The 17,908-nt window shown below is 70.3% G+C and carries 18 protein-coding genes; 12 read left to right on the top strand and 6 right to left on the bottom strand.

Annotated features, from left to right (window positions below):
• The first annotated feature begins 62 nt into the window (after window positions 1–62).
• Genes AB0A63_RS01015 through AB0A63_RS01005 form a run of 3 tightly spaced genes read left to right on the top strand, consistent with a single transcriptional unit; the run spans window position 63 to window position 4,770 of the window.
• The gene (locus AB0A63_RS01015; RefSeq protein WP_360383801.1) at window positions 63–1,490 is read left to right on the top strand and encodes an extracellular solute-binding protein; all 1,428 of its coding nucleotides are present in this window, start codon (window positions 63–65) and stop codon (window positions 1,488–1,490) included.
• Window positions 1,487–3,496: an ABC transporter permease subunit gene (locus AB0A63_RS01010; RefSeq protein WP_360383799.1), complete on the top strand. Its 2,010-nt coding sequence runs from the start codon at window positions 1,487–1,489 to the stop codon at window positions 3,494–3,496. The genes AB0A63_RS01015 and AB0A63_RS01010 overlap by 4 nt, the downstream gene beginning before the upstream one ends.
• Window positions 3,493–4,770 (top strand): mandelate racemase/muconate lactonizing enzyme family protein, encoded by a 1,278-nt coding sequence (locus tag AB0A63_RS01005; protein WP_360383797.1) that lies wholly within the window; start codon window positions 3,493–3,495, stop codon window positions 4,768–4,770. The genes AB0A63_RS01010 and AB0A63_RS01005 overlap by 4 nt, the downstream gene beginning before the upstream one ends.
• A 1-nt stretch (window position 4,771) precedes the next feature.
• Here AB0A63_RS01005 and AB0A63_RS01000 read toward each other — a convergent pair whose 3' ends face one another.
• A complete protein-coding gene (locus tag AB0A63_RS01000) occupies window positions 4,772–5,509 on the bottom strand; it encodes a ribonuclease activity regulator RraA (RefSeq protein ID WP_360383794.1) in 738 nt (245 codons plus the stop codon).
• A gap of 144 nt (window positions 5,510–5,653) precedes the next feature.
• Window positions 5,654–6,835, bottom strand: coding sequence for an FAD-dependent oxidoreductase (locus tag AB0A63_RS00995; protein WP_360383792.1), 1,182 nt, complete (start codon window positions 6,833–6,835; stop codon window positions 5,654–5,656).
• Between the two features lie 58 nt (window positions 6,836–6,893).
• Here AB0A63_RS00995 and AB0A63_RS00990 point away from each other — a divergent pair, with 58 nt between their 5' ends.
• Window positions 6,894–7,394 carry a MarR family transcriptional regulator gene (locus tag AB0A63_RS00990; protein ID WP_360383789.1) on the top strand — a complete coding sequence of 167 codons (501 nt, stop codon included), beginning with the start codon at window positions 6,894–6,896 and terminating at the stop codon, window positions 7,392–7,394.
• 53 nt (window positions 7,395–7,447) lie between these two features.
• Here the strand turns inward: AB0A63_RS00990 and AB0A63_RS00985 are convergent, their stop codons facing one another.
• The 3 genes from AB0A63_RS00985 to AB0A63_RS00975 form a co-directional block, all read right to left on the bottom strand.
• Entirely contained in the window at window positions 7,448–7,912 is a 465-nt protein-coding gene (locus tag AB0A63_RS00985; RefSeq protein ID WP_360383787.1) for a hypothetical protein, read from the bottom strand.
• Between the two features lie 67 nt (window positions 7,913–7,979).
• A complete protein-coding gene (locus AB0A63_RS00980; RefSeq protein ID WP_360383784.1) occupies window positions 7,980–8,150 on the bottom strand; it encodes a hypothetical protein in 171 nt (56 codons plus the stop codon).
• 226 nt (window positions 8,151–8,376) lie between these two features.
• Window positions 8,377–8,583 (bottom strand): hypothetical protein, encoded by a 207-nt coding sequence (locus tag AB0A63_RS00975; protein WP_360383782.1) that lies wholly within the window; start codon window positions 8,581–8,583, stop codon window positions 8,377–8,379.
• A gap of 183 nt (window positions 8,584–8,766) precedes the next feature.
• Here AB0A63_RS00975 and AB0A63_RS00970 point away from each other — a divergent pair, with 183 nt between their 5' ends.
• Window positions 8,767–10,359, top strand: a complete 1,593-nt coding sequence (locus AB0A63_RS00970) for a tryptophan halogenase family protein (RefSeq protein WP_360383779.1) — start codon at window positions 8,767–8,769, stop codon at window positions 10,357–10,359.
• Window positions 10,360–10,506: 147 nt separating this feature from the next.
• Here AB0A63_RS00970 and AB0A63_RS00965 read toward each other — a convergent pair whose 3' ends face one another.
• A complete protein-coding gene (locus AB0A63_RS00965) occupies window positions 10,507–12,294 on the bottom strand; it encodes a BTAD domain-containing putative transcriptional regulator (protein WP_360383776.1) in 1,788 nt (595 codons plus the stop codon).
• 347 nt (window positions 12,295–12,641) lie between these two features.
• Here AB0A63_RS00965 and AB0A63_RS00960 point away from each other — a divergent pair, with 347 nt between their 5' ends.
• The 7 genes from AB0A63_RS00960 (at window position 12,642) to AB0A63_RS00930 (ending at window position 17,901) form a co-directional block, all read left to right on the top strand.
• Complete coding sequence (locus AB0A63_RS00960) at window positions 12,642–13,088, top strand: helix-turn-helix domain-containing protein (protein WP_360383773.1); 447 nt, start codon at window positions 12,642–12,644, stop codon at window positions 13,086–13,088.
• A gap of 19 nt (window positions 13,089–13,107) precedes the next feature.
• Window positions 13,108–13,611: a hypothetical protein gene (locus AB0A63_RS00955; protein ID WP_360383771.1), complete on the top strand. Its 504-nt coding sequence runs from the start codon at window positions 13,108–13,110 to the stop codon at window positions 13,609–13,611.
• Complete coding sequence (locus tag AB0A63_RS00950) at window positions 13,611–14,774, top strand: MAB_1171c family putative transporter (RefSeq protein WP_360383769.1); 1,164 nt, start codon at window positions 13,611–13,613, stop codon at window positions 14,772–14,774. Before AB0A63_RS00955 ends, AB0A63_RS00950 begins: the two co-directional genes overlap by 1 nt.
• 38 nt (window positions 14,775–14,812) lie before the next feature.
• Complete coding sequence (locus AB0A63_RS00945; protein ID WP_360383766.1) at window positions 14,813–15,124, top strand: helix-turn-helix domain-containing protein; 312 nt, start codon at window positions 14,813–14,815, stop codon at window positions 15,122–15,124.
• Complete coding sequence (locus AB0A63_RS00940) at window positions 15,121–15,369, top strand: hypothetical protein (protein WP_360383763.1); 249 nt, start codon at window positions 15,121–15,123, stop codon at window positions 15,367–15,369. Before AB0A63_RS00945 ends, AB0A63_RS00940 begins: the two co-directional genes overlap by 4 nt.
• Before the next feature lie 107 nt (window positions 15,370–15,476).
• Window positions 15,477–17,612 carry an MMPL family transporter gene (locus AB0A63_RS00935; protein ID WP_360383761.1) on the top strand — a complete coding sequence of 712 codons (2,136 nt, stop codon included), beginning with the start codon at window positions 15,477–15,479 and terminating at the stop codon, window positions 17,610–17,612.
• Window positions 17,613–17,685: 73 nt separating this feature from the next.
• On the top strand, window positions 17,686–17,901 hold the full coding sequence (locus tag AB0A63_RS00930) for an MbtH family NRPS accessory protein (protein ID WP_360383759.1): 216 nt from the start codon (window positions 17,686–17,688) through the stop codon (window positions 17,899–17,901).
• The last annotated feature ends 7 nt before the right edge of the window (window positions 17,902–17,908 follow it).

Raw genomic sequence — 17,908 nt, 5'->3', positions numbered from 1 at the left:
CCGGTTGCAACGTCGCCCCGTCGGTACGCGTCCGCTCGACCGGACGCGAGAGGAGTGGTCTCATGGAAGAGAAAACGGACTTATCCAGGCGCACCTTCCTCGGGATGAGCGCGCTGGGCGTGCTCGGTCTCGCCGGCTGCGGCGGGGGAGGGAGCCCCGCGGCGCCCCAGGTCGACGTCCAGGTGCCCCAGGCCCTGCTCGACCAGGCCGCCTCGCTGCGCGGCGGGTCGGTCGGGATGCTGTCGCAGAAGCTCTACTCCGAGTCCGCCAACAAGGCGCTCGACAAGTCGCTGCAGGTCTTCGCGCAGGCGACCGGCACCACGGTCCGCAACGACCTGGTCTCCGGCGACGCCGGTGACATGGTCGCGAAGATGGACGCCGAGGTCAGGGCGGGCACCAGCCGCGACTTCGCGTTCGTGAGCGACCGGCGGTTCGTCGGCCAGCTGCACAACCTCGGCGCCCTCACCGACGTCACCGACGTGGTCGAGCAGATGCGCGAGCTCTACGGCGACCCCGCGACGGAGGCGACGAACTACTGCGTCTTCGACGGCCGCTGGTTCGCGATCCCGTACCACTTCATCGCGTCCGCGATGTACCTGCGCAAGGACTGGTACCAGGAGAAGGGCCTCCCGCTCAAACCCCACTACACCTGGGAAGAGCTGCGGGACAACGCCCTGGAGGTGTCCGACCCGGCGAAGAAGCGGTTCGGCTGGGGTCTCACGGTGAACCGCTCGGGCGACGCCAACGGGTTCATCGCGAACGTCATCAACACCTACGGCGGGGCCATCGCGGACAACACCGGCACGAAGGTGGTGTTCAACTCGCCGGAGACCGTCGCCGCCGTCACGTTCATCGGCGACATCTACACGAACCCGAAGTACACGCCGATGCTGCCGCCGGGCGTCGGCAGCTGGACCGACTCGAGCAACAACGAGAACTGGCTGGCCCAGATCCTGGGGCTCACGCTCAACCAGTTCAGCGTCTACGCCGACTCCAAGACCAAGAACAACCCGGTCTACGCCAACACCCACCCGTTCAACGGCGCCACCGGACCCGCGCTCGACAAACCGCTCGCGTTCGGCGAGTCCAACTCGTTCGTCGTGTTCAAGGGCGCGAAGAACCCCGACCTCGCCAAGCTGGTGGCGAAGTTCATGGTCAGCGGCAGCGCGCTGCTCGGTGTCGCGAAGGGAGCACCGTGCCTGGTGAACCCCTCGTGGGACAAGGTGTGGGACTCCGACCCCTACTACACCACCGGTGACCCGGCGTTCCCCGCTCTGCGGGAGCAGACCCGCACACCGCTGCCGGTGACCACGAAGACCGGGTTCGCGTTCCCCCAGGCCCCGAGCCCCGGCGAGCAGGCGGCGACCGCGGCGTACCTGCTGACCGACATGATGCAGTCGGTCATCCAGGGCACCAAGCCCGCCGACGCCGTGGCCTCGACCCACGCCCGGATCGTCCAGGTCTTCGAGCAGCAGGGCTACCGGCAGTGACCGACCTGCGCACCCGGCCGGCGCCGGTCCGCCCGGCGTCGAACCGGTCTCCCTCGCTGAGCTCGACGCAACGCGCGCTCGGGCGCGACTGGCGCCTCGCCGCGGTGTTCATCGGGCCGACGCTGCTGCTCGTGGCCGGGCTGATCCTGTTCCCGATCATCGACTCGGTCGTCACCAGCACCACCGAACGCCACGGCGAGGACACGGTCTTCGTCGGCCTGGACAACTACACCGCGCTCGCCGGCGACACCGTGTTCCACAAGGGCGTGCTGAACTCGTTCGTCTTCACCGCGTACGCCGAGATCTTCAAGGTGGTCCTCGGCCTCATCGCGGCGTTGATGCTGCACCACATGCGCCGCGGCCGGGCGGTCATCGCCGGCATCATCCTGCTGCCGTGGGTGGTGCCGACCGTCGTCACGGCGTTCACCTGGCGGTCGTTGCTCGACCCGATCTTCGGCAGCGTCAACGTCCTGCTCACCGACTCCGGCATCGGGCCCGCGCTCGCGGCGGTCGGGCTCGTCGACCGCTGGCCCGCGGAGTGGCTGTCCGACCCCGCGCTCGCGATGCCGGCGGTCATCCTGGTCAACGTGTGGAAGGGCATCCCGTTCTTCACGGTGACGTTCCTGGCCGGGCTCAAGGCCATCGACAGCGGCCTGTACGAGGCGGCCGTGGTGGACGGGGCGACGCCGTGGCAGCGCTTCGTGCACATCACGCTGCCGGGCCTGCGCAACATCATGATCGTGACGGTGCTGCTGTCGTCGATCTGGACGTTCAACAACTTCGACCTGATCTGGCTGATGACCCAGGGCGGACCGGGTGACGCCACCGCCCCGTACGTGATGGTGGCCTACTCCAAGGCCATCCAGCAGCTGCAGCTCGGCGCGGGTGCCGCGGTCACGCTGGTGATGCTGCCGATCATCGCCGTCCTCGTCGTCATCCTGGTGCGGATGATGCGCCGCAGCGACCAGCCCGGCGCCGCGGACCTGGGCCGCCGGAGGCTCACCCCCGCTCAACGCACCGCGCTGCCGTGGGTGATCGTCGCCGTCTCGACGCTCGTGCTGATCTGGGCGTCGCCGCACATCGTGTGGAAGGCGGCACTGGTGCTGGGCGTGTTCGTGGTCCTCGCGGCCGCCGTCGGACGGGTCGTGTCCGTGCTCGCCGCACGCGGCAACCGGCTGGCCGCCCGCCTGGTCAGCGGGACGAGCAGCGGGATCGCACTGCTGGGGCTGCTGGGCTTCGTGCTCGCCCCGCTCTACTGGATGACGGTCACGGCGTTCAAGTCCGACGACCAGATCGTCGCGCGCACCGACGACCTCTGGCCGACGCCGTGGACGACCGAGCAGTTCACGAACCTGTTCTCCGGCAGGGCGTTCGGCACCTGGTACCTCAACACGGTCCTGGTGTCGCTGGCGTCCACCGCGATCGCGCTGGTCTGCGCGGCGCTGGCGGGATATGCGTTGGCACGGCTCAAGTTCCGCGGTTCGGAGAGCTTCACGGTGACGATCCTGCTCACCTACGTGATGCCGGGGGCGCTGCTGTTCATCCCGCTGTACCAGATGATGAGCGGCATCGGCCTCAACGACTCGCTGTGGTCGCTCGTGCTCGCCTACCCCACCTTCACCCTGCCGTTCGCGACGTGGCTGCTCGTCGGCTACTTCAAGTCGATCCCGGCGGACCTGGAGGAGGCCGCGCTGGTCGACGGCTGCACGCGGTTCGGCGCGTTCCTGCGGATCGTGCTGCCACTGGCCAAACCGGGACTGCTCGCGGTCGCGCTGTTCACGCTCACCAACGCGTGGAACGAGTTCCTCTTCGCGTTCGTGTTCATCACCAAGGACGACTACAAGACGCTGCCCGTCGGCATGCAGTCGATGATCTTCGGCGACGTCGTGCCGCAGGGCCAGCTGGCGGCGGCGTCGTTGCTGATCAGCATCCCGGTCGTGGTCATGTACGGCTTCGGCCAGCGGTTCCTGACCGAGGGCCTCACCGCGGGAGCCGTGAAGGGATGAGCGAGCCGTCCGCGATCACGGAGGAGCACGTCGCCACGGCGTCCCGGCCGAGCGACCTGCGCATCACCGACCTGCGGGTGGCCACCCTCGCCGGCGTGCCGTTCCGCTCGTCGATCATCCGGATCGACACCAACCAGGGCCTGGTCGGGTACGGGGAGGTGCACGACCAGGCCAGCGCCACCTACGCGCTGGTGCTCAAGAGCCGGCTCGTGGGGGAGAACCCCTGCAACCTGGACAAGGTCTTCCGCAAGATCAAGCAGTTCGGACACCACGGCCGCCAGGGCGGCGGGGTCTCCGGCGTCGAGATGGCGCTCGTGGACCTCGCGGGCAAGGCTTACGGCGTGCCCGCGTACGCGCTGATCGGCGGCCGGTTCCGGGACGCGGTCCGCTGCTACGCCGACACCCCCACGCTGCCGGACCCGCACGCGATGGGCGCGCGGCTGCTGGAGCGCAAGCAGCGCGGGTTCACCATGCTCAAGATGGACGTCGGCATCGACCTGCTGTGGGACGTGCCCGGCGCGTTGATCGCTCCGGCGGGAGCCCGTGCGGACCAGACGACCATGCACCCGTTCACCGGCATCCAGGTCACGGCGAAGGGCGTCGAGCACCTGGCGTCCTATGTGGACGTCGTGCGCTCGGTCGTCGGCTACGACGTGGCGCTCGCCGCGGACCACTTCGGCCACATCGCCCTCGACTCGTGCATCCGCATCGGCCGCGCGCTGGAGCCGTTCACGCTGGCGTGGATCGAGGACCTGATCCCGTGGCAGCTGACCGACCAGTGGCGCCAGCTCACCACGTCCGTCGCCGTCCCGACCTGCACGGGGGAGGACATCTACCTGCTCGACGGGTTCAAGCCGCTGCTCGACGCGGGCGCCATCCGCGTCGTGCACCCCGACCCGGCGACCGCGGGCGGCATCGCGGAGACCAAGCGGCTCGGCGACTACGCCCAGGACCGCGGCATCCCGATGGCGCTGCACCTGGCGGCGTCCCCGATCGCGACGATGGCGTGCGTCCACCTGGCCGCCGCCACGGAGAACTTCCTCGCACTGGAGCACCACGCGGCCGAGGTGGACTTCTGGAGCGACCTCGTCACCGGCCTGCCCCGCCCGTTGATCCAGAACGGTCACATCACCGTGCCCGACGCACCGGGGCTCGGTTTCGGCGACCTCGACGAGGAACTGCTGCAACGGCACCTCGACCCGCGGGACCCGGTGTTCTTCGCCGAGACGACGCACTGGGACCGCGAGTCGAGCCACGACCGGCTGTGGAGCTGAGTCAGCGCCCCTGCTGCGCGCGCCACCGCTCGTACTCGGGACGGGCCTCGTCCGACAGGGGGTAGTACAGGCGCAGGTCGCCACCCTCGGAAAGCCTTTTCCGGGAGAACTCCTCCCATTCCGCGTGCTCCTGCGCGGCGGCCAGCACGGCGGGCGCGAGCTTGATCGGCACCACCACCGCCCCGTCGTCGTCGGCCACGACGATGTCGCCCGGCTCCACCAGCGTGCCACCGCAGGCCACCGGCACGTTGACGGCGGTCGGGACGATGTCGGTCTGCGCGTGGTAGTTCGGCGTGGCACCGCGGATCCACAGCCCGAGCCCGAGCGTCTTCGCCTCACCGGTGTCGCGCAGGCACCCGTCGACCACCACACCGGCACCGCCGCGGCCCTTGAAGTAGGTCAGCATCATCTCGCCGAACACCCCGCTGCCCATGTCCCCGCGCGCGTCGACGACGATCATGTCGCCGGCCTGGGCGTGGTACATGACGTGCCGGTGCAGCTGCTTCTCCGGGTCCTCGTACTCGTCGACGGGGTAGAGGTCCTCCCGCTTCGGCATGAACTGCAACGTCAACGCCGGTCCCGCCACCCGCAGACCGGGCGTCACCGACACCGGGCCGCGGATGGCGGCGCTGCGGATGCCCATGCGGCTGAGCTCACCACTGGCCGTGGCGCTGCCGATGGCCGCGAGCGCCGCGCTGAGCTCGGCGGGCGGGCGGGCGATGTCGTGCGTCTCGACCACGTCGGTGGCTCCCTCGGGTTCGCGTTGCGCTGTCGGGAAGTTCCGTGCCGTCCACCACCGAGCCTAGTCCGAAGACCCAGTGACAGCGCGGAAAATCGTTGCAGGAACGGGAAACCCTGTCGGGAAAGGACCGCCGGGCGCGGATCAGGCCTGCGGCACCGTGATGGGCGGCAGGGCCTGCTCGCTGTCGGCGACCTGGGTCACCTTGGCGGTCAACGGCGCGAGCAGCCGGGACGTGACCACCCTGTCCGCCAGGTGGCGCAACCGCAGGCCGCGTGCCGTCTGCGGGAAGGCGAACCGCAGGACCCAGCGCGGGAAGTTCTGCACGTCGTCCACGAGAGGCCGCATCCACTTGCCGTAGGCCGCGAGCCCGTCCTCGACGCCGTTCGCGGACAAGGCGGCCGCCAGCACATAACCGCTGATGAGCGCCAGCGACGCGCCGCCTCCGCCCATCGGCGTGACGCACCACGCGGCGTCCCCGGCGAGGCACACCCGCCCGCGGTGCCAGGTGGTCATCCTGATCTGGGTGAGCTGGTCGACGTAGACGTCCCGCGACCGGTCGAGCTCGTCGAGCACCCGGCGCGCCTCCCACCCGGCGTCGGCGAAGCGCTCGCGGAACCGCCTCAACGCCTCACCGCGGTCGCGCACGGCGATGTTCCCGGTGCAGGCGAGCATCGCGCGCGTCGTGCCGTGGTTGTCGGGCCGCAGGTGGACCTGCCGTCCGCCGGTCGTGGTGTACCAGCGCCACCGCGTGTCGTCGCCCGCCGTGCGGGGGATCGTGCCGAACACCATGGAGACGCCGAGATCGCGCCGCTCGACGTCGTCGCCGAAGAGCGTGTCGCGCGTAGTAGACCGCACTCCCTCGGCGATGACGAGCAGGTCGGCCTTCAACGTCCGCCCGGCGGCGGTGGTCACCGTGACGTGCTCGCCTGCCTCCTCGTCCACCGCGGAGACGGTGTCGCCGTAGTGGATCTCCACCCCGGCGGGCAGGTTCCGCAGGATCGTGCTCGCGAAGTCGCCGCGCAGCACCTCCAGTTCGGCGGTGGCCCCGTCCGTGCCCGCCGGCATCTCGGCGCGCACCCGGCCCGACGAGTCGACGAACACCGTGGCGGTCTCGATGGTGTTCTGCTCCTTGACCGCCTCGAACAACCCCATCCTGGTCAGCACCTCCCGGGCCGTGCCGCGCACGTCGACGTTCTGCCCGCCGTCCCGGAACTCCTCCGCGCGCTCCAGCACGGTCACCTCCCAGCCGGTGCGCCGCAACCAGAACGCCGCCGAGAGCCCGGCGATGCTCGCACCGGAAACCACCGCGTGCCGTGCCGTCATGTCCAACCCCTCGTTTGGTAGCTTTGCAGCAAAGCTACTTCGCTGTGAAGGGGTGTGCATGACAGCCGCGGACCCGCTGGTCGAAGACTGGTCCCCGGACCAGGTCGACGTGATGCACCGCCTGCGCGACTGGGTGGTGGCGTTCACGACCCTCAACCAGCACCTGGCCGCGTGGATGCGGCTCCCGGCCTCCGACGCGAACGCGCTGGGCCAGGTCATCTGGGCGGCCGAGGCCGGCACCCCGCTCTCACCGGCGCAGCTGTCGCACCAGCTCGGCATGACGACCGGCGCCACCACGATCCTGCTCAACCGCCTGGAAGCCGCCGGCCACCTCCTCCGCACCCGCGAGAGCACCGACCGCCGCCGCGTGACCCTGCGCCCGACCCCGGCCTCCCGCGACCACGCCCGGCGCTTCCTCGGCCTCGCCGGAACGGAGATCGCCGGTGTGCTGCGGGAGACGTCCCCGGCCGAACTCCGGACCGTGGCGGCGTTCCTGGGGCGGATGACGAGTGCCGCGACGTCGGTGGACCGGCGGTTGACGGAGTCGCGGACCCGCTGAGCCGCTGGGTCTGTTCGCTGGTTCTCGGTCTTCACACCGGTTCCGGTGTCCGTTCACCTGCGGTGGCGGACCCCGGCGTACGCGAGCGTGCCCCCGGCCAGCGCGGCGGCGAGCCCGGCCCACCCGCGCTGGTTGGCCGCCATGGCCGCGTCGTACTCGTCCTCGTCCAGCTGCCGGACGACGGCACCGTCCTTCGACTCCACGTACTTCCCGTCCCGGTACTCGAAACTCCCCGCGGTGCGGTCCGTCAACAACGGGAACGCGAAGAGGAAACCCCCGCCGGCCACCGCGACCACCGCCACCCCGACCGCCCACGCCGGCAGCGTCGGGTTCTGGAGGTTGAACCCGCCGCCGGTCAGCGGCACCGCCGCCAGCATGAGGGCAAACGTGATCACCATCAGCACGACGTTCGCCGACCGCGGCAGCAGCGGGCTGCCGGTGACCAGTCCGGACAGGACGACGACGGCGTCGAGGAGGATCACGACGAGGGAGGCCCACTGCACCGGCACCAGTCTCATGGTGGTGCACAGTAGGGGTTTCGGGGTGGAACGGGATCTTCCGGTCCGCTCGCGTGCGGTGTGATCGCTACCCGCGGAAGACGGTGGTGCGGTGCCAGGTGAAGTAGGGCTGTGAGCCGGCGCGGTGTGCTCCGCAGGGACGTCCGTCTGCTCCTTGGGTCGTGGCCACCGCGCTGCCGTCGAGCACGGCGAACTTGCGGACGCGGACCGGGAACTGCCTGTCGTGCAAGGTGATCACGGCCGGTCGGAGGGAAACGACGGTGCCAGGGATGGACGCCAGTATGGCTTCTCGTTCATACAGCTTCTTCAGGCCGGCCGCGACGTCGCGCACCTCGACCCACTGGCGGCGTAGCCGAGCACCCGCGGCCTCAGCCGTATCTGCTTCGTGGCGTTCCCGTCCGGGTTCCTGCCGATCTTCCCCTGCACGCGGCCCGACTCCTTGCGCGATGGCTCAGGCAGGTCCCTCACCACGCCGCCTCCAGCACGGCGCCGCGTTCGCGCAGCCGGTGCAGCAGCAGCTCCAGAGCCGGGTTGTACTGGTGGTTGCGGCCGTGCGGGCTCCCCGTGACCCTGCCGCCCGCGCTCTTCACGACCAGCGCGAGGTGGTCACCGTCCGCCTCGACCTCGAACTCCGCGTTGAGCACGGCACCGGAGTCGTCTGTTGCACGCATGCCTTCATCATCGACCCTTGCCGGGACCGGGTTACCGCGGCCCATTGCCGGCGCCTCCGGGAAACCGCGACGGCGACCTCCGGAGAGGTTCGGCGGAATAGGCTGAATATAGACCGAGTATCAGGTGCCTGGGGAACAGTGGCGTCCACAGTATTGTCGTGGAATCGAAGGGTAGTGGTCCGGATGGAAGACCACAGGATCTCCAACGTCGTCGTTCTCGGTGGTGGCACCGCCGGCTGGATGACCGCCAGCTATCTGGGGAAAGCGCTCGGTCGGCACGCGACCATCACGGTGCTGGAAGCGCCGTCGATTCCCCGCATCGGCGTCGGGGAGGCCACGGTCCCGAATCTGCACAAGACGTTCTTCGACTTCTTGGGGATTCCCGAGGAGGAGTGGATGCGGGAGTGCAACGCCAGTTTCAAGATGGCGGTGAAGTTCGTGAACTGGCGCACGCCCGGCGAGGGGGAGGCGGAGGGCAGGCCGTTGCGGGGCCGGCCGGACCACTTCTACCACCTGTTCGGGCTGCTGCCGACGCACGAGCACCTGCCGTTGTCGCACTACTGGGCGGCGAAGAGGCTCGACGGGCAGACGGACGAGCCGTTCGACTACGCGTGCTACCGCGAGTCGCCGATGATCGACGCGCGGTTGTCGCCGCGGTTCGCCGACGGTACCAAGTGGACGAACTACGCGTGGCACTTCGACGCGCAGCTGGTCGCGGACTTCCTGAAGCGGTTCGCGATCCAGAAGCAGGGGGTGGTGCACGTCCAGGACGAGATGGTGGACGCGACGATCGACCAGCGCGGGCACATCACCTCGTTGAAGACCAAGGAGGGGCGCACCATCGCCGGTGACCTCTTCGTGGACTGCTCCGGCTTCCGCGGGTTGCTGATCAACAAGCTGATGCGCGAGCCGTTCCTCGACATGGGGGACCACCTGCTCAACGACAGCGCGGTCGCCACGGCCGTGCCGCACGACGACGCCGCTCACGGGGTCGAGCCGGCCACGTCGGCGATCGCGATGAAGTCCGGCTGGACGTGGAAGATCCCGATGCTCGACCGGTTCGGCACCGGGTACGTCTACTCCAGCCGGTTCACCGACGGCGACGAGGCCGCCGAGGACCTCTGCGCGATGTGGGGGCTGGACCCCGACGAGCAGCCGCTCAACCACGTGAAGTTCCGCGTCGGGCGCAACCGGCGGACCTGGGTGCGCAACTGCGTGAGCATCGGGCTGTCGTCGTGCTTCCTCGAACCGCTGGAGTCGACCGGCATCTACTTCATCACCGCGGCGCTCTACCAGCTGGGCAAGCACTTCCCGGACAAGCGGTTCGACCCGGTGCTGATCGACTCGTTCAACCGCGAGATCGAGACGATGTTCGACGACTCGCGCGACTTCCTGCAGGCGCACTTCACGCTGGCGCCGCGCAACGACACGCCGTTCTGGCGGGCGTGCAAGGAGATCGTGCTGCCTGACGACATCCAGTTCAAGATCGCCCAGTACCGGGCGGGGCTCGCGGTCAACATGCCGATCACCGACGAGGCGACCTACTACGAGAACTTCGAGGCGGAGTTCCGCAACTTCTGGACCAACAGCAGCTACTACTGCATCTTCGCCGGTCTGGACGTGCTGCCCGAGCACCCGCTGCCGGCGCTGGCGTTCCGGCCGCACGCGGTCGAGGGGGCCGAGCCGGCGTTCGCGCAGATCAGGCAGAAGCAGGCCGAGCTGTTGAAGACACTGCCGACCGCCTACGACTACGTGCGTGAGCTCCACGGCCGTTGATCACCCGGACGGTGGCATGCCGACTCCTGGCGGCACCTGCTAAGTTTTATTTGCGGGTGCCGCCCAGGATCGGCCCCGCGAGGGGATCCCACAAGCCGGAAGGGGCTGCACCCGGTGCACCGGGCGCAGCCCCTTCCGGTCGGGGACTCAGATGAGGGACAGCTCCGACAACCCCTCGGCGAGCGCCGTCTCCCGCGCCGCGAGCCGGGCGAGCGGGTGGAACCGGTAGGCCGGTTCGCCCTCCGCGTCGACGTGGGCTAGCTCCAGCAGGTGGAGGTCGAGCAGCGACTCCGTGATCTGCTCGCCGTCGGCGTCGGACAGGCCCAGCAGCGAGCTCGTCACCGAGTGCGGGAACGACGGCAGGTCCAGCAGCGACAACCGCAGCAGCGCGCCGCGGGCCCGCGGGTCGAGCGAGCTGCTGCCGCCCGTGAGCCGTTCCCGCACGTCGAGGTCGCCGAGCCGCAGCTCGTCGAGCAGCCGGTCGGGGTCGGCGAGCCGGTGGGCGAACCGGGCCAGCGGCCAGTGCCGCTTGGCCGCGACGCGCGCGCCGGCGATCCGGATGGCGAGCGGCAGACCGTGGCAGAAGTCCACGATCCCCGCGGCCGCACCGGCCTCGGCGGCCGTGCGCTCCGGTCCCACGATCTTGGTGAACAGCGACAGCGCGGCCTCGTCGCCAAGGGGTGCGAGGTCGAGCGTGTACTGACCGGCCAGTGTCGTGAGTGAACGGCGGGTGGTGACGATCGTGCGGCAGTGCGTTCCCGCGGTGAGCAGCGGACGCACCTGCCGGTCGGTCGCGGCGTCGTCGAGCACGACGATCATCCGCCGGTCGGCCAGCACGCCCCGGTAGAGCAGCGCCCGCTGCTCCAGGCTCGCCGGCAGCGACGCCTCGTCGAGGCCCAGCGCGGTGAGCAGTGCGCCGAGTGCCTCACCCGGCGGCAGCGGCGTGCGGTCGCTGCCGCGCAGGTCGACGAGCAGCTGGCCGTCGGGGAAGTCCGCGCGCAGGCCGCCCGCGACCTTCGACGCGAACGCGGTCTTGCCGACGCCCGCCATGCCGGTGATCGTCAGCGGCGCGGACCTGTGGCGCAGCCGGTCCGCGGCGAGCGCCAGCTCGGCGGCGCGGCCGGTGAAGTCCGGGGTGTCGGCGGCCAGCGCCACCGGTCTCGGCGCCGCGGTCATCGCGTGGCGCTGCTGGGGGAACGCCGACGGCACCTCGTTGGTCAGGATCGCCTGGTAGGCGCCCTTCAACGTCGGTCCGGGGTCGACACCGAGCTCGTCGGACAGCAGCCTGCTGCCCTCGTGGAACGTGGCGAACGCCTCTGCCTGCCGATCCGCCCGGTACAGCGCGACCATCAGCTGGGCTCTGAACCGTTCGCGCAACGGGTTGGCGTTCACCAGCCCGACCAGTTCGGAGGTGAGCTCGTGGTGCCGGCCGAGTGCGAGCTCGGCGTCGATCCGGAGCTCCAGCGTCTTCATCCGGACCTCCTCGATCCGTGGCCGCTCGGTCTCGGCCAGCAGGTCGGTCACGTCCGTGAGCGTCGGGCCGCGCCACAGGTCGAGCGCACCGCGCAACGTCTCGGAGGCGTGGTCGAACCGGCCGGCCCGCAACGCCTCGCGGCCGGTGCCCGCGAGCTCCTCGAACTCGTGGAAGTCGAACCGGGACGCCCCGATCCGCATGAAGTAGCCCGGTCCCTGCCGGATCAGCGCCATGCTGCCCTGCAGGTGCCTGCGCAGCCGGGAGGCGTAGGTGTAGATCTGGGCCTGATAGGTCGCGGGCGGGTGCTTGCCCCACAGCACCTCGCCGAGCTGGGCGTCGGAGAGCACCTTCTCCCTGGCGAGCAGCAGTGCCGCCAGGATCGTGCGCTGCTTGGAACCCTTCAGCGGAAGCTCAGCACCGTCCAGCCACAGGCCGACCGGTCCCAGTATTCGGAACTCCAAAGGACACTTCCCCCATTCGAAGTGTGCACCTTTCAGCAGTTCAGGATTGGTGCATACCCTGAAGAACCGAGCTCAGGACCTGATCGGACCAGGATTGTGCGTTCCGGCCGTGAGCTCGGTCGTCGTGCGCGCCAAATCCGCTCGCCGGTGTTCCCCTGGGCGAGCGCATTCCTCACCAGTTGTCGCGCGATCTCGTTGGTTAATCCCCAAACAAGGCCAACGTACCGAGACGCCCCAGGGGGCGTCAACTGTGGTGGGTGGTTCATGTACCTTTCATCCACATCGGCTGATACGTGTAGGGTCGACGGGCCCACCGGTGGCGGGTGTGCTGACAGCGGAGGTAGTGGATGGCCGATGCGGACGGGCCGCCGGAGGGCTCCCTGGCGGCGAAGGTCGACCACCTGTTCCGGACCGTGCGCCCGCGTGCCGGGCGCGAGTACTCGTTCGACGAGGTCGCCGAGACGATCAAGGCCCGTGGCGGGCCGACCATCTCCGCCACCTACGTGTGGCAGCTGCGCCGGGGCCTGCGGGACAACCCCACCAAGCGCCACCTCGAGGCACTCGCCGGGTTCTTCGGCGTGCCGCCCGCCTACTTCTTCGACGACGCGGTCACCGAGATGATCGACTCCGAGCTCGCGCTGCTGATCGCGCTGCGCGACAGCTCGGTGCGCCGGATGGCGTTGCGGGCGTCGGGTTTGTCGGCCAAGAGCTTGCACGCGCTCACCGCTATGGTGGAACGGGCGCGGGAGCTCGAAGGCCTTTCCGAGGGGTCGGAGGAGGAAGCGGGCTCGTGACCCGCCGGTGGGGGGTGTCGTGTTCGGTGGGGGACTGAGCCTGCGGCGGTTGCGCCGCCGGTGTGCCGCACGGGTGCGGGAGCTGCCGATGCCCGACCCGTTCGACGTCCGCGCGCTCTGCGCCCTCGTCGCCGGGCAGCGCGATCGGCCCATCACGCTGCTCCCGATGACCGGACGGCACGGCGTGCTCGGGTTGTGGGTCGCCACCGACGACAGCGACCTGATCTTCTACGAAGAGGCGACCACGCGGCCGCACCAGGACCACATCATCCTGCACGAGCTGTGCCACCTGCTCTGCGACCACTACGCGGCACCGCTGCCCGCGGCGAACCTGATGCCCCACCTCGACCCGGACATGGTCCGCTCGGTGCTGGAGCGCACCGGGTACTCGGCGGTGGAGGAGCAGGAGGCCGAGCTGCTCGCGTCGCTGATCCTGCAGCAGGCCGGTCATCCGGCCGCACCGCCCGCCGAAGGGCTCGCGCACCGGATCTCCGAGGCGCTGAACTGGCCAGACCCGCGCTGATGCTGGACGCACTCCGGTTCTACCTGCCGCCCCTGCTGGTGATCAGCTTCTTCGTGGCCATGCTGGTCAACGGCGAGTACCGGCCGCGCACCGACGCCCAGCGCGCGGTGCGCCTCGGCCTGCTGGCGCTCGGCATCTCGCTGATCGTGCTGACCCCCGCCGGCTACGCGTTCGCGGCGCGGGTGACCGGCGTTCCCAACATCGGCCGGCTCATCGGGCACGGCACGATGCTCGTGGTGGCGTGGGCGGGGCTGGCGTTCGTCGCCTGGCTGACCGCGCCGCTCACCGCCCGGCGCCGGTCCAGACGCGTCGCGTGGTGGCTGCTCGCCGGATTCGCGGTGCTGGTGGTCCTGTTCGTGCTGGCCCCGGTCGACGTGGACGACGTCCGCTTCTCCACGCGGTACGCGCGCACGCCGTGGGTGCTGGAGTACTGGGTCTTCTACGCGGCGTGCCTGACCCCCGCGTTCGCCACGGTCGTGCGCGAGTCGTGGCGGTTCGCGCGGGTGACGCCGGATGCCGTGCTGCGCCTGGGGTTGCGGTTCGTGGCGGCCGGCGGGTTCTGCGCACTGGCCTATCACGTCCACAAAGGACTGCTGTTCGCGGCGGCCAGGTTCGGCCTCCCGTACCTGTCCGTCCCGTTCGTGGACAAGTACTTCCCGCTCGCGGCGAACGTGTTCGCCTTCGGCGGCGCCACGATCCGCTGGTGGGCGCCCCGGATCGGGCTGACCGCGCTGGTGGCGCGGGTGAAGCAGTACCGCACGTACCGGTGGCTGCGGCCGCTGTGGGTCGACCTGCACCGGGTCAGCCCGCACATCGCGCTGCACCCGCCGCGCAGCGCCGCCGTCGACCTGCTGCCCGACGACCTGGGGCTGCGGCTGTACCGGCGGGTGATCGAGATCCGGGACGGCCGGGTCGCGCTCCAGCCCTACCTCGACCCGGAGGTCGCCGCGCGGGCCCGGCGCACCGCCGAGCACGACGGGGTGCGCGGAACGGACGTCGACGCGCACGTGGAGGCGGCGGTGCTGGCGGACGCGGTGCGGGCCGCGTCACGGGGCCGGGTGTTCACCGCGGAGGCGCAGGTCGGCGTGCCCGGCGGTGGCGACCTCGACAGCGACACGGCGTTCCTCGTCGCGGTGGCCAGGGCGTATCGCAGGCTCGCCTGACACCTGCTAACATTTCTTGGCATGTGCAGGGTTCAGTTGTGACAGGGGATGAGCTGCTGCGCATCCTCGCGACGCTGGCCAACCCGCACCGGTTGCGGGTGCTGGCGGTGCTCACGAGGGAGCGCACCTACGTCAGCGCGCTCGCCCGCGAGCTCGGGATCAGCCGCGCGCTGCTGCAGGTGCACCTGCGCAAGCTGGAGTCGGCCGGTCTGGTGCGCGCGCACCTGGAGCTGTCCGAGGACGGCAAGGCGATGAAGTTCTACGAGGTCGAACCGTTCGCCGTCGAGCTGTCACCGGAGTCGGTGGCGGTCGCCGTGCGGACTCTCACGGAGAAGGAAGCGCAGGCATGAGCCCCTACGACTGGCAGGAGATCATCGGCGTCGTCGGGGTGTTCGTCCTGATCACCGCGGTGACGACCGTCCTCATCTGGCAGCTGGCCGCGACCTGGCGGGCGAAGGCGGCGCTGGCGCGGGAGAACGAGTACCGGGCGCTCGCCGAACGGGCGGTCCAGGCGCAGGAGAGCTCGGAGCGCAAGCTCGACGAGCTGCAGGAGCGGATGCGGTCGGTCGAACGCATCCTCAAGGAAGTCGAGTAGGGGAAGTGCTGGGCCGGCGAGCGGCAACTCGGCGGCCCAGCGGAAGAAGCGGCTCTCGCCCGAGGGCGAGTTCTGGTGAGCACTCCTTCGAGGAAGGACTTTAGTCGATGCTGCCTGCGCGCAGGTCGAAGGTCGCACTGGTGGAACGGGTGGCCGCGTGGTCGGTCCGGCACCGGGGCGTGGCGGTGGCCGGATGGCTCCTGGTCGTGTTGCTGGCCGTGCTGGCCGGTGCGCTGGCGGGACAGGGGGCGTCCGCACGGGACCCCGGTGAGTCCGGCGTGGCGGGCGAGGTGCTGGACCGGCAACGGACCTACGCCCCCGTCCGGGAGAACGTGCTGGTCGAGGGGGCGGGGACCGAGGACCTCGTCGCCGCCCTGCGCGGCAGCGGCGCGGTCACCGAGCTGACCACCACCGGTGGGACGCCCTCGCTCGTGACGTTCCACGTCGCCGGTCCCGACGACCGGATCGCCGGCAACTACGACACGGTGGTCCGCGTCGTGTCCGAGGTGTCGTCCCGGCACCCGGACACGCGGTTCTCCCAGGCGGGCGACCGCAGTCTGGCCAAAGCCGTCGACCAGGCGGTGAAGGACGACTTCCAGCGCTCGGAGCTCATCTCCCTGCCGATCACCGTGCTCATCCTGCTGGTCGTGTTCGGTTCGCTGATCGCGGCGTCGGTGCCGTTGCTGCTGGCCGGGACCACGGTGGTCGCCGCGTTCGGGCTGCTGGGGCTGGTCGGCACCTGGGTACCGGTGAACAGCGCGACGTCGTCGATGATCCTGCTGATCGGCATCGCCGTCGGGATCGACTACTCGCTGTTCTACCTGCGCCGCGAACGCGAGGAACGCGCGGCGGGCCGGTCGGTGGCCGAGGCGCTGCGGATCAGCGCCCGCACCTCCGGCCGGGTCGTCCTGGTGGCCGGGCTGACGGTGATGCTGTGCGTCGCGGGCCTGCTGTTCACCGGTCTGGACAACTTCCGCGGCCTCACCGTCGGCACCGCGCTGGTGGTGGGCCTGGCCGTGCTCGGATCGGTCACCGCCCTGCCCGCGTTGCTGTCGCTGCTGGGCCCGTGGGTGGACCGGGTGCGCGTGCCGTTCCTGCGCCGCACGCACGTGCGCGAGTCACGGCTGTGGACCGCCGTCGCGCGTGTGGTGGTCCGCCGCCCGTGGCTGTGGGGCGGGCTCGCCGCGCTGTCGCTGGTGGTGCTGACGATTCCCGCGCTGGACATGCGGTTGCAGGACGCGGGCGCGGTGAACAGCCTGCCGCGCACGGTCGCCGCGGTCGACGGCGCGATCCGCATGCAGGAGGCGTTCCCCGGCACCCCGACGCCCGCGCAGGTCGTGCTGTGGGGGCAGGTGGACGACGTGGACGTCGCCGCGCTGCGCCGGGAGATCGCGGCCAGCGGCGGGCTGCTGCACGAGCCGCTCACCGCGGCACGGGTGGACTCCGCGCTGGTGGTGCGGGTGCCGCTCGCCGGCACCGGGACCGACGACCTGTCCAACCGGGCCCTGGAGCACCTGCGGTCCCAGGCGCTGCCCGCCGCGTTCGGCGACGTGCCTGGAGTGTCGTACGCGGTCTCGGGGAAGACGGCGTTCGCCCACGACTTCACCGCGCAGATCCGGTCCACCACACCGCTGGTGTTCGGGTTCGTGCTGCTGCTCGCGTTCGTGCTGCTGGTCGTGGCGTTCCGCGCGCTGGCCATCCCGCTGATCTCGATCGGCCTGAACGTGCTGTCGATCGGCGCGGCCTACGGGGTGCTCACGTGGGTGTTCCAGGACGGGCACCTGGAGTCGGCGCTCGGCTTCACGTCCTACGGCGGCGTGGTCGGGTGGCTGCCGCTGTTCATGTTCGTGCTGCTGTTCGGGCTGAGCATGGACTACCACATCTTCATCCTCAGCCGGATTCGCGAGCGCTGGTTCGGTGGTGCCGACGCGCGCGCCGCCGTCGTCGGGGGAGTGGGCAGCAGCGCCGGGGTGGTCACCAGCGCCGCGGTGATCATGACCGCGGTGTTCGCCGTCTTCGTCACGCTCAGCGCCATCGAGTACAAGATGCTCGGCGTCGGGATGGCCGTGGCGATCCTCATCGACGCCACCGTCGTGCGCGGCGTGCTGCTGCCCGCGGCCATGGCGGTGCTGGGCGAGCGCGCCTGGGTGCTGCCCGGTGGCCTGGGGCGGTTCTCGCACGTTCCCCGGCTGGCCGGCGGCGCTTCGCCGCAGCCGGTGGCCGCGCGCCTCGGCTCCGGATAGTTCGCGTATAGACGCAGTATTGGGCCCGCGAGAACTGTTCAGGCGACCGGAGACGATCACCTGAGGAGTTCTCGTGGCCGAGGAACAGGACGACAAGCAGACCTACCGCGTCGTGCTCAACGACGAGGAGCAGTACTCGATCTGGCCTGCCGACCGGGACCTGCCCGCCGGATGGCGCGCGGACGGCACCGAGGGTTCTCGGACCGACTGCCTCGCGCACATCGGTGAGGTGTGGACGGACATGCGCCCGCTCAGCCTCCGCCGCCGCATGGCGGAAGCAGCGCACTAGTCCACAC

Origin of the sequence: Lentzea sp. NPDC042327, assembly GCF_040647275.1 — a bacterium.
In the GTDB taxonomy this organism is placed as follows: Bacteria; Actinomycetota; Actinomycetes; order Mycobacteriales; family Pseudonocardiaceae; genus Lentzea.
Note: the sequence above shows the minus strand (reverse complement) of the source record. Positions and strands in the feature narration are given on the sequence as shown.

Bases quoted from the DNA above. Each gene is read 5' to 3' on its own strand.
- AB0A63_RS01015 (WP_360383801.1), top strand. From the start codon at position 63: ATGGAAGAGAAAACGGACTTATCCAGGCGCACCTTCCTCGGGATGAGC.
- AB0A63_RS01005 (WP_360383797.1), top strand. From the start codon at position 3,493: ATGAGCGAGCCGTCCGCGATCACGGAGGAGCACGTCGCCACGGCGTCC.
- AB0A63_RS00995 (WP_360383792.1), bottom strand. From the start codon at position 6,835: ATGACGGCACGGCACGCGGTGGTTTCCGGTGCGAGCATCGCCGGGCTC.
- AB0A63_RS00990 (WP_360383789.1), top strand. From the start codon at position 6,894: ATGACAGCCGCGGACCCGCTGGTCGAAGACTGGTCCCCGGACCAGGTC.
- AB0A63_RS00985 (WP_360383787.1), bottom strand. From the start codon at position 7,912: ATGAGACTGGTGCCGGTGCAGTGGGCCTCCCTCGTCGTGATCCTCCTC.
- AB0A63_RS00975 (WP_360383782.1), bottom strand. From the start codon at position 8,583: ATGCGTGCAACAGACGACTCCGGTGCCGTGCTCAACGCGGAGTTCGAG.
- AB0A63_RS00970 (WP_360383779.1), top strand. From the start codon at position 8,767: ATGGAAGACCACAGGATCTCCAACGTCGTCGTTCTCGGTGGTGGCACC.
- AB0A63_RS00960 (WP_360383773.1), top strand. From the start codon at position 12,642: ATGGCCGATGCGGACGGGCCGCCGGAGGGCTCCCTGGCGGCGAAGGTC.
- AB0A63_RS00950 (WP_360383769.1), top strand. From the start codon at position 13,611: ATGCTGGACGCACTCCGGTTCTACCTGCCGCCCCTGCTGGTGATCAGC.
- AB0A63_RS00940 (WP_360383763.1), top strand. From the start codon at position 15,121: ATGAGCCCCTACGACTGGCAGGAGATCATCGGCGTCGTCGGGGTGTTC.
- AB0A63_RS00935 (WP_360383761.1), top strand. From the start codon at position 15,477: ATGCTGCCTGCGCGCAGGTCGAAGGTCGCACTGGTGGAACGGGTGGCC.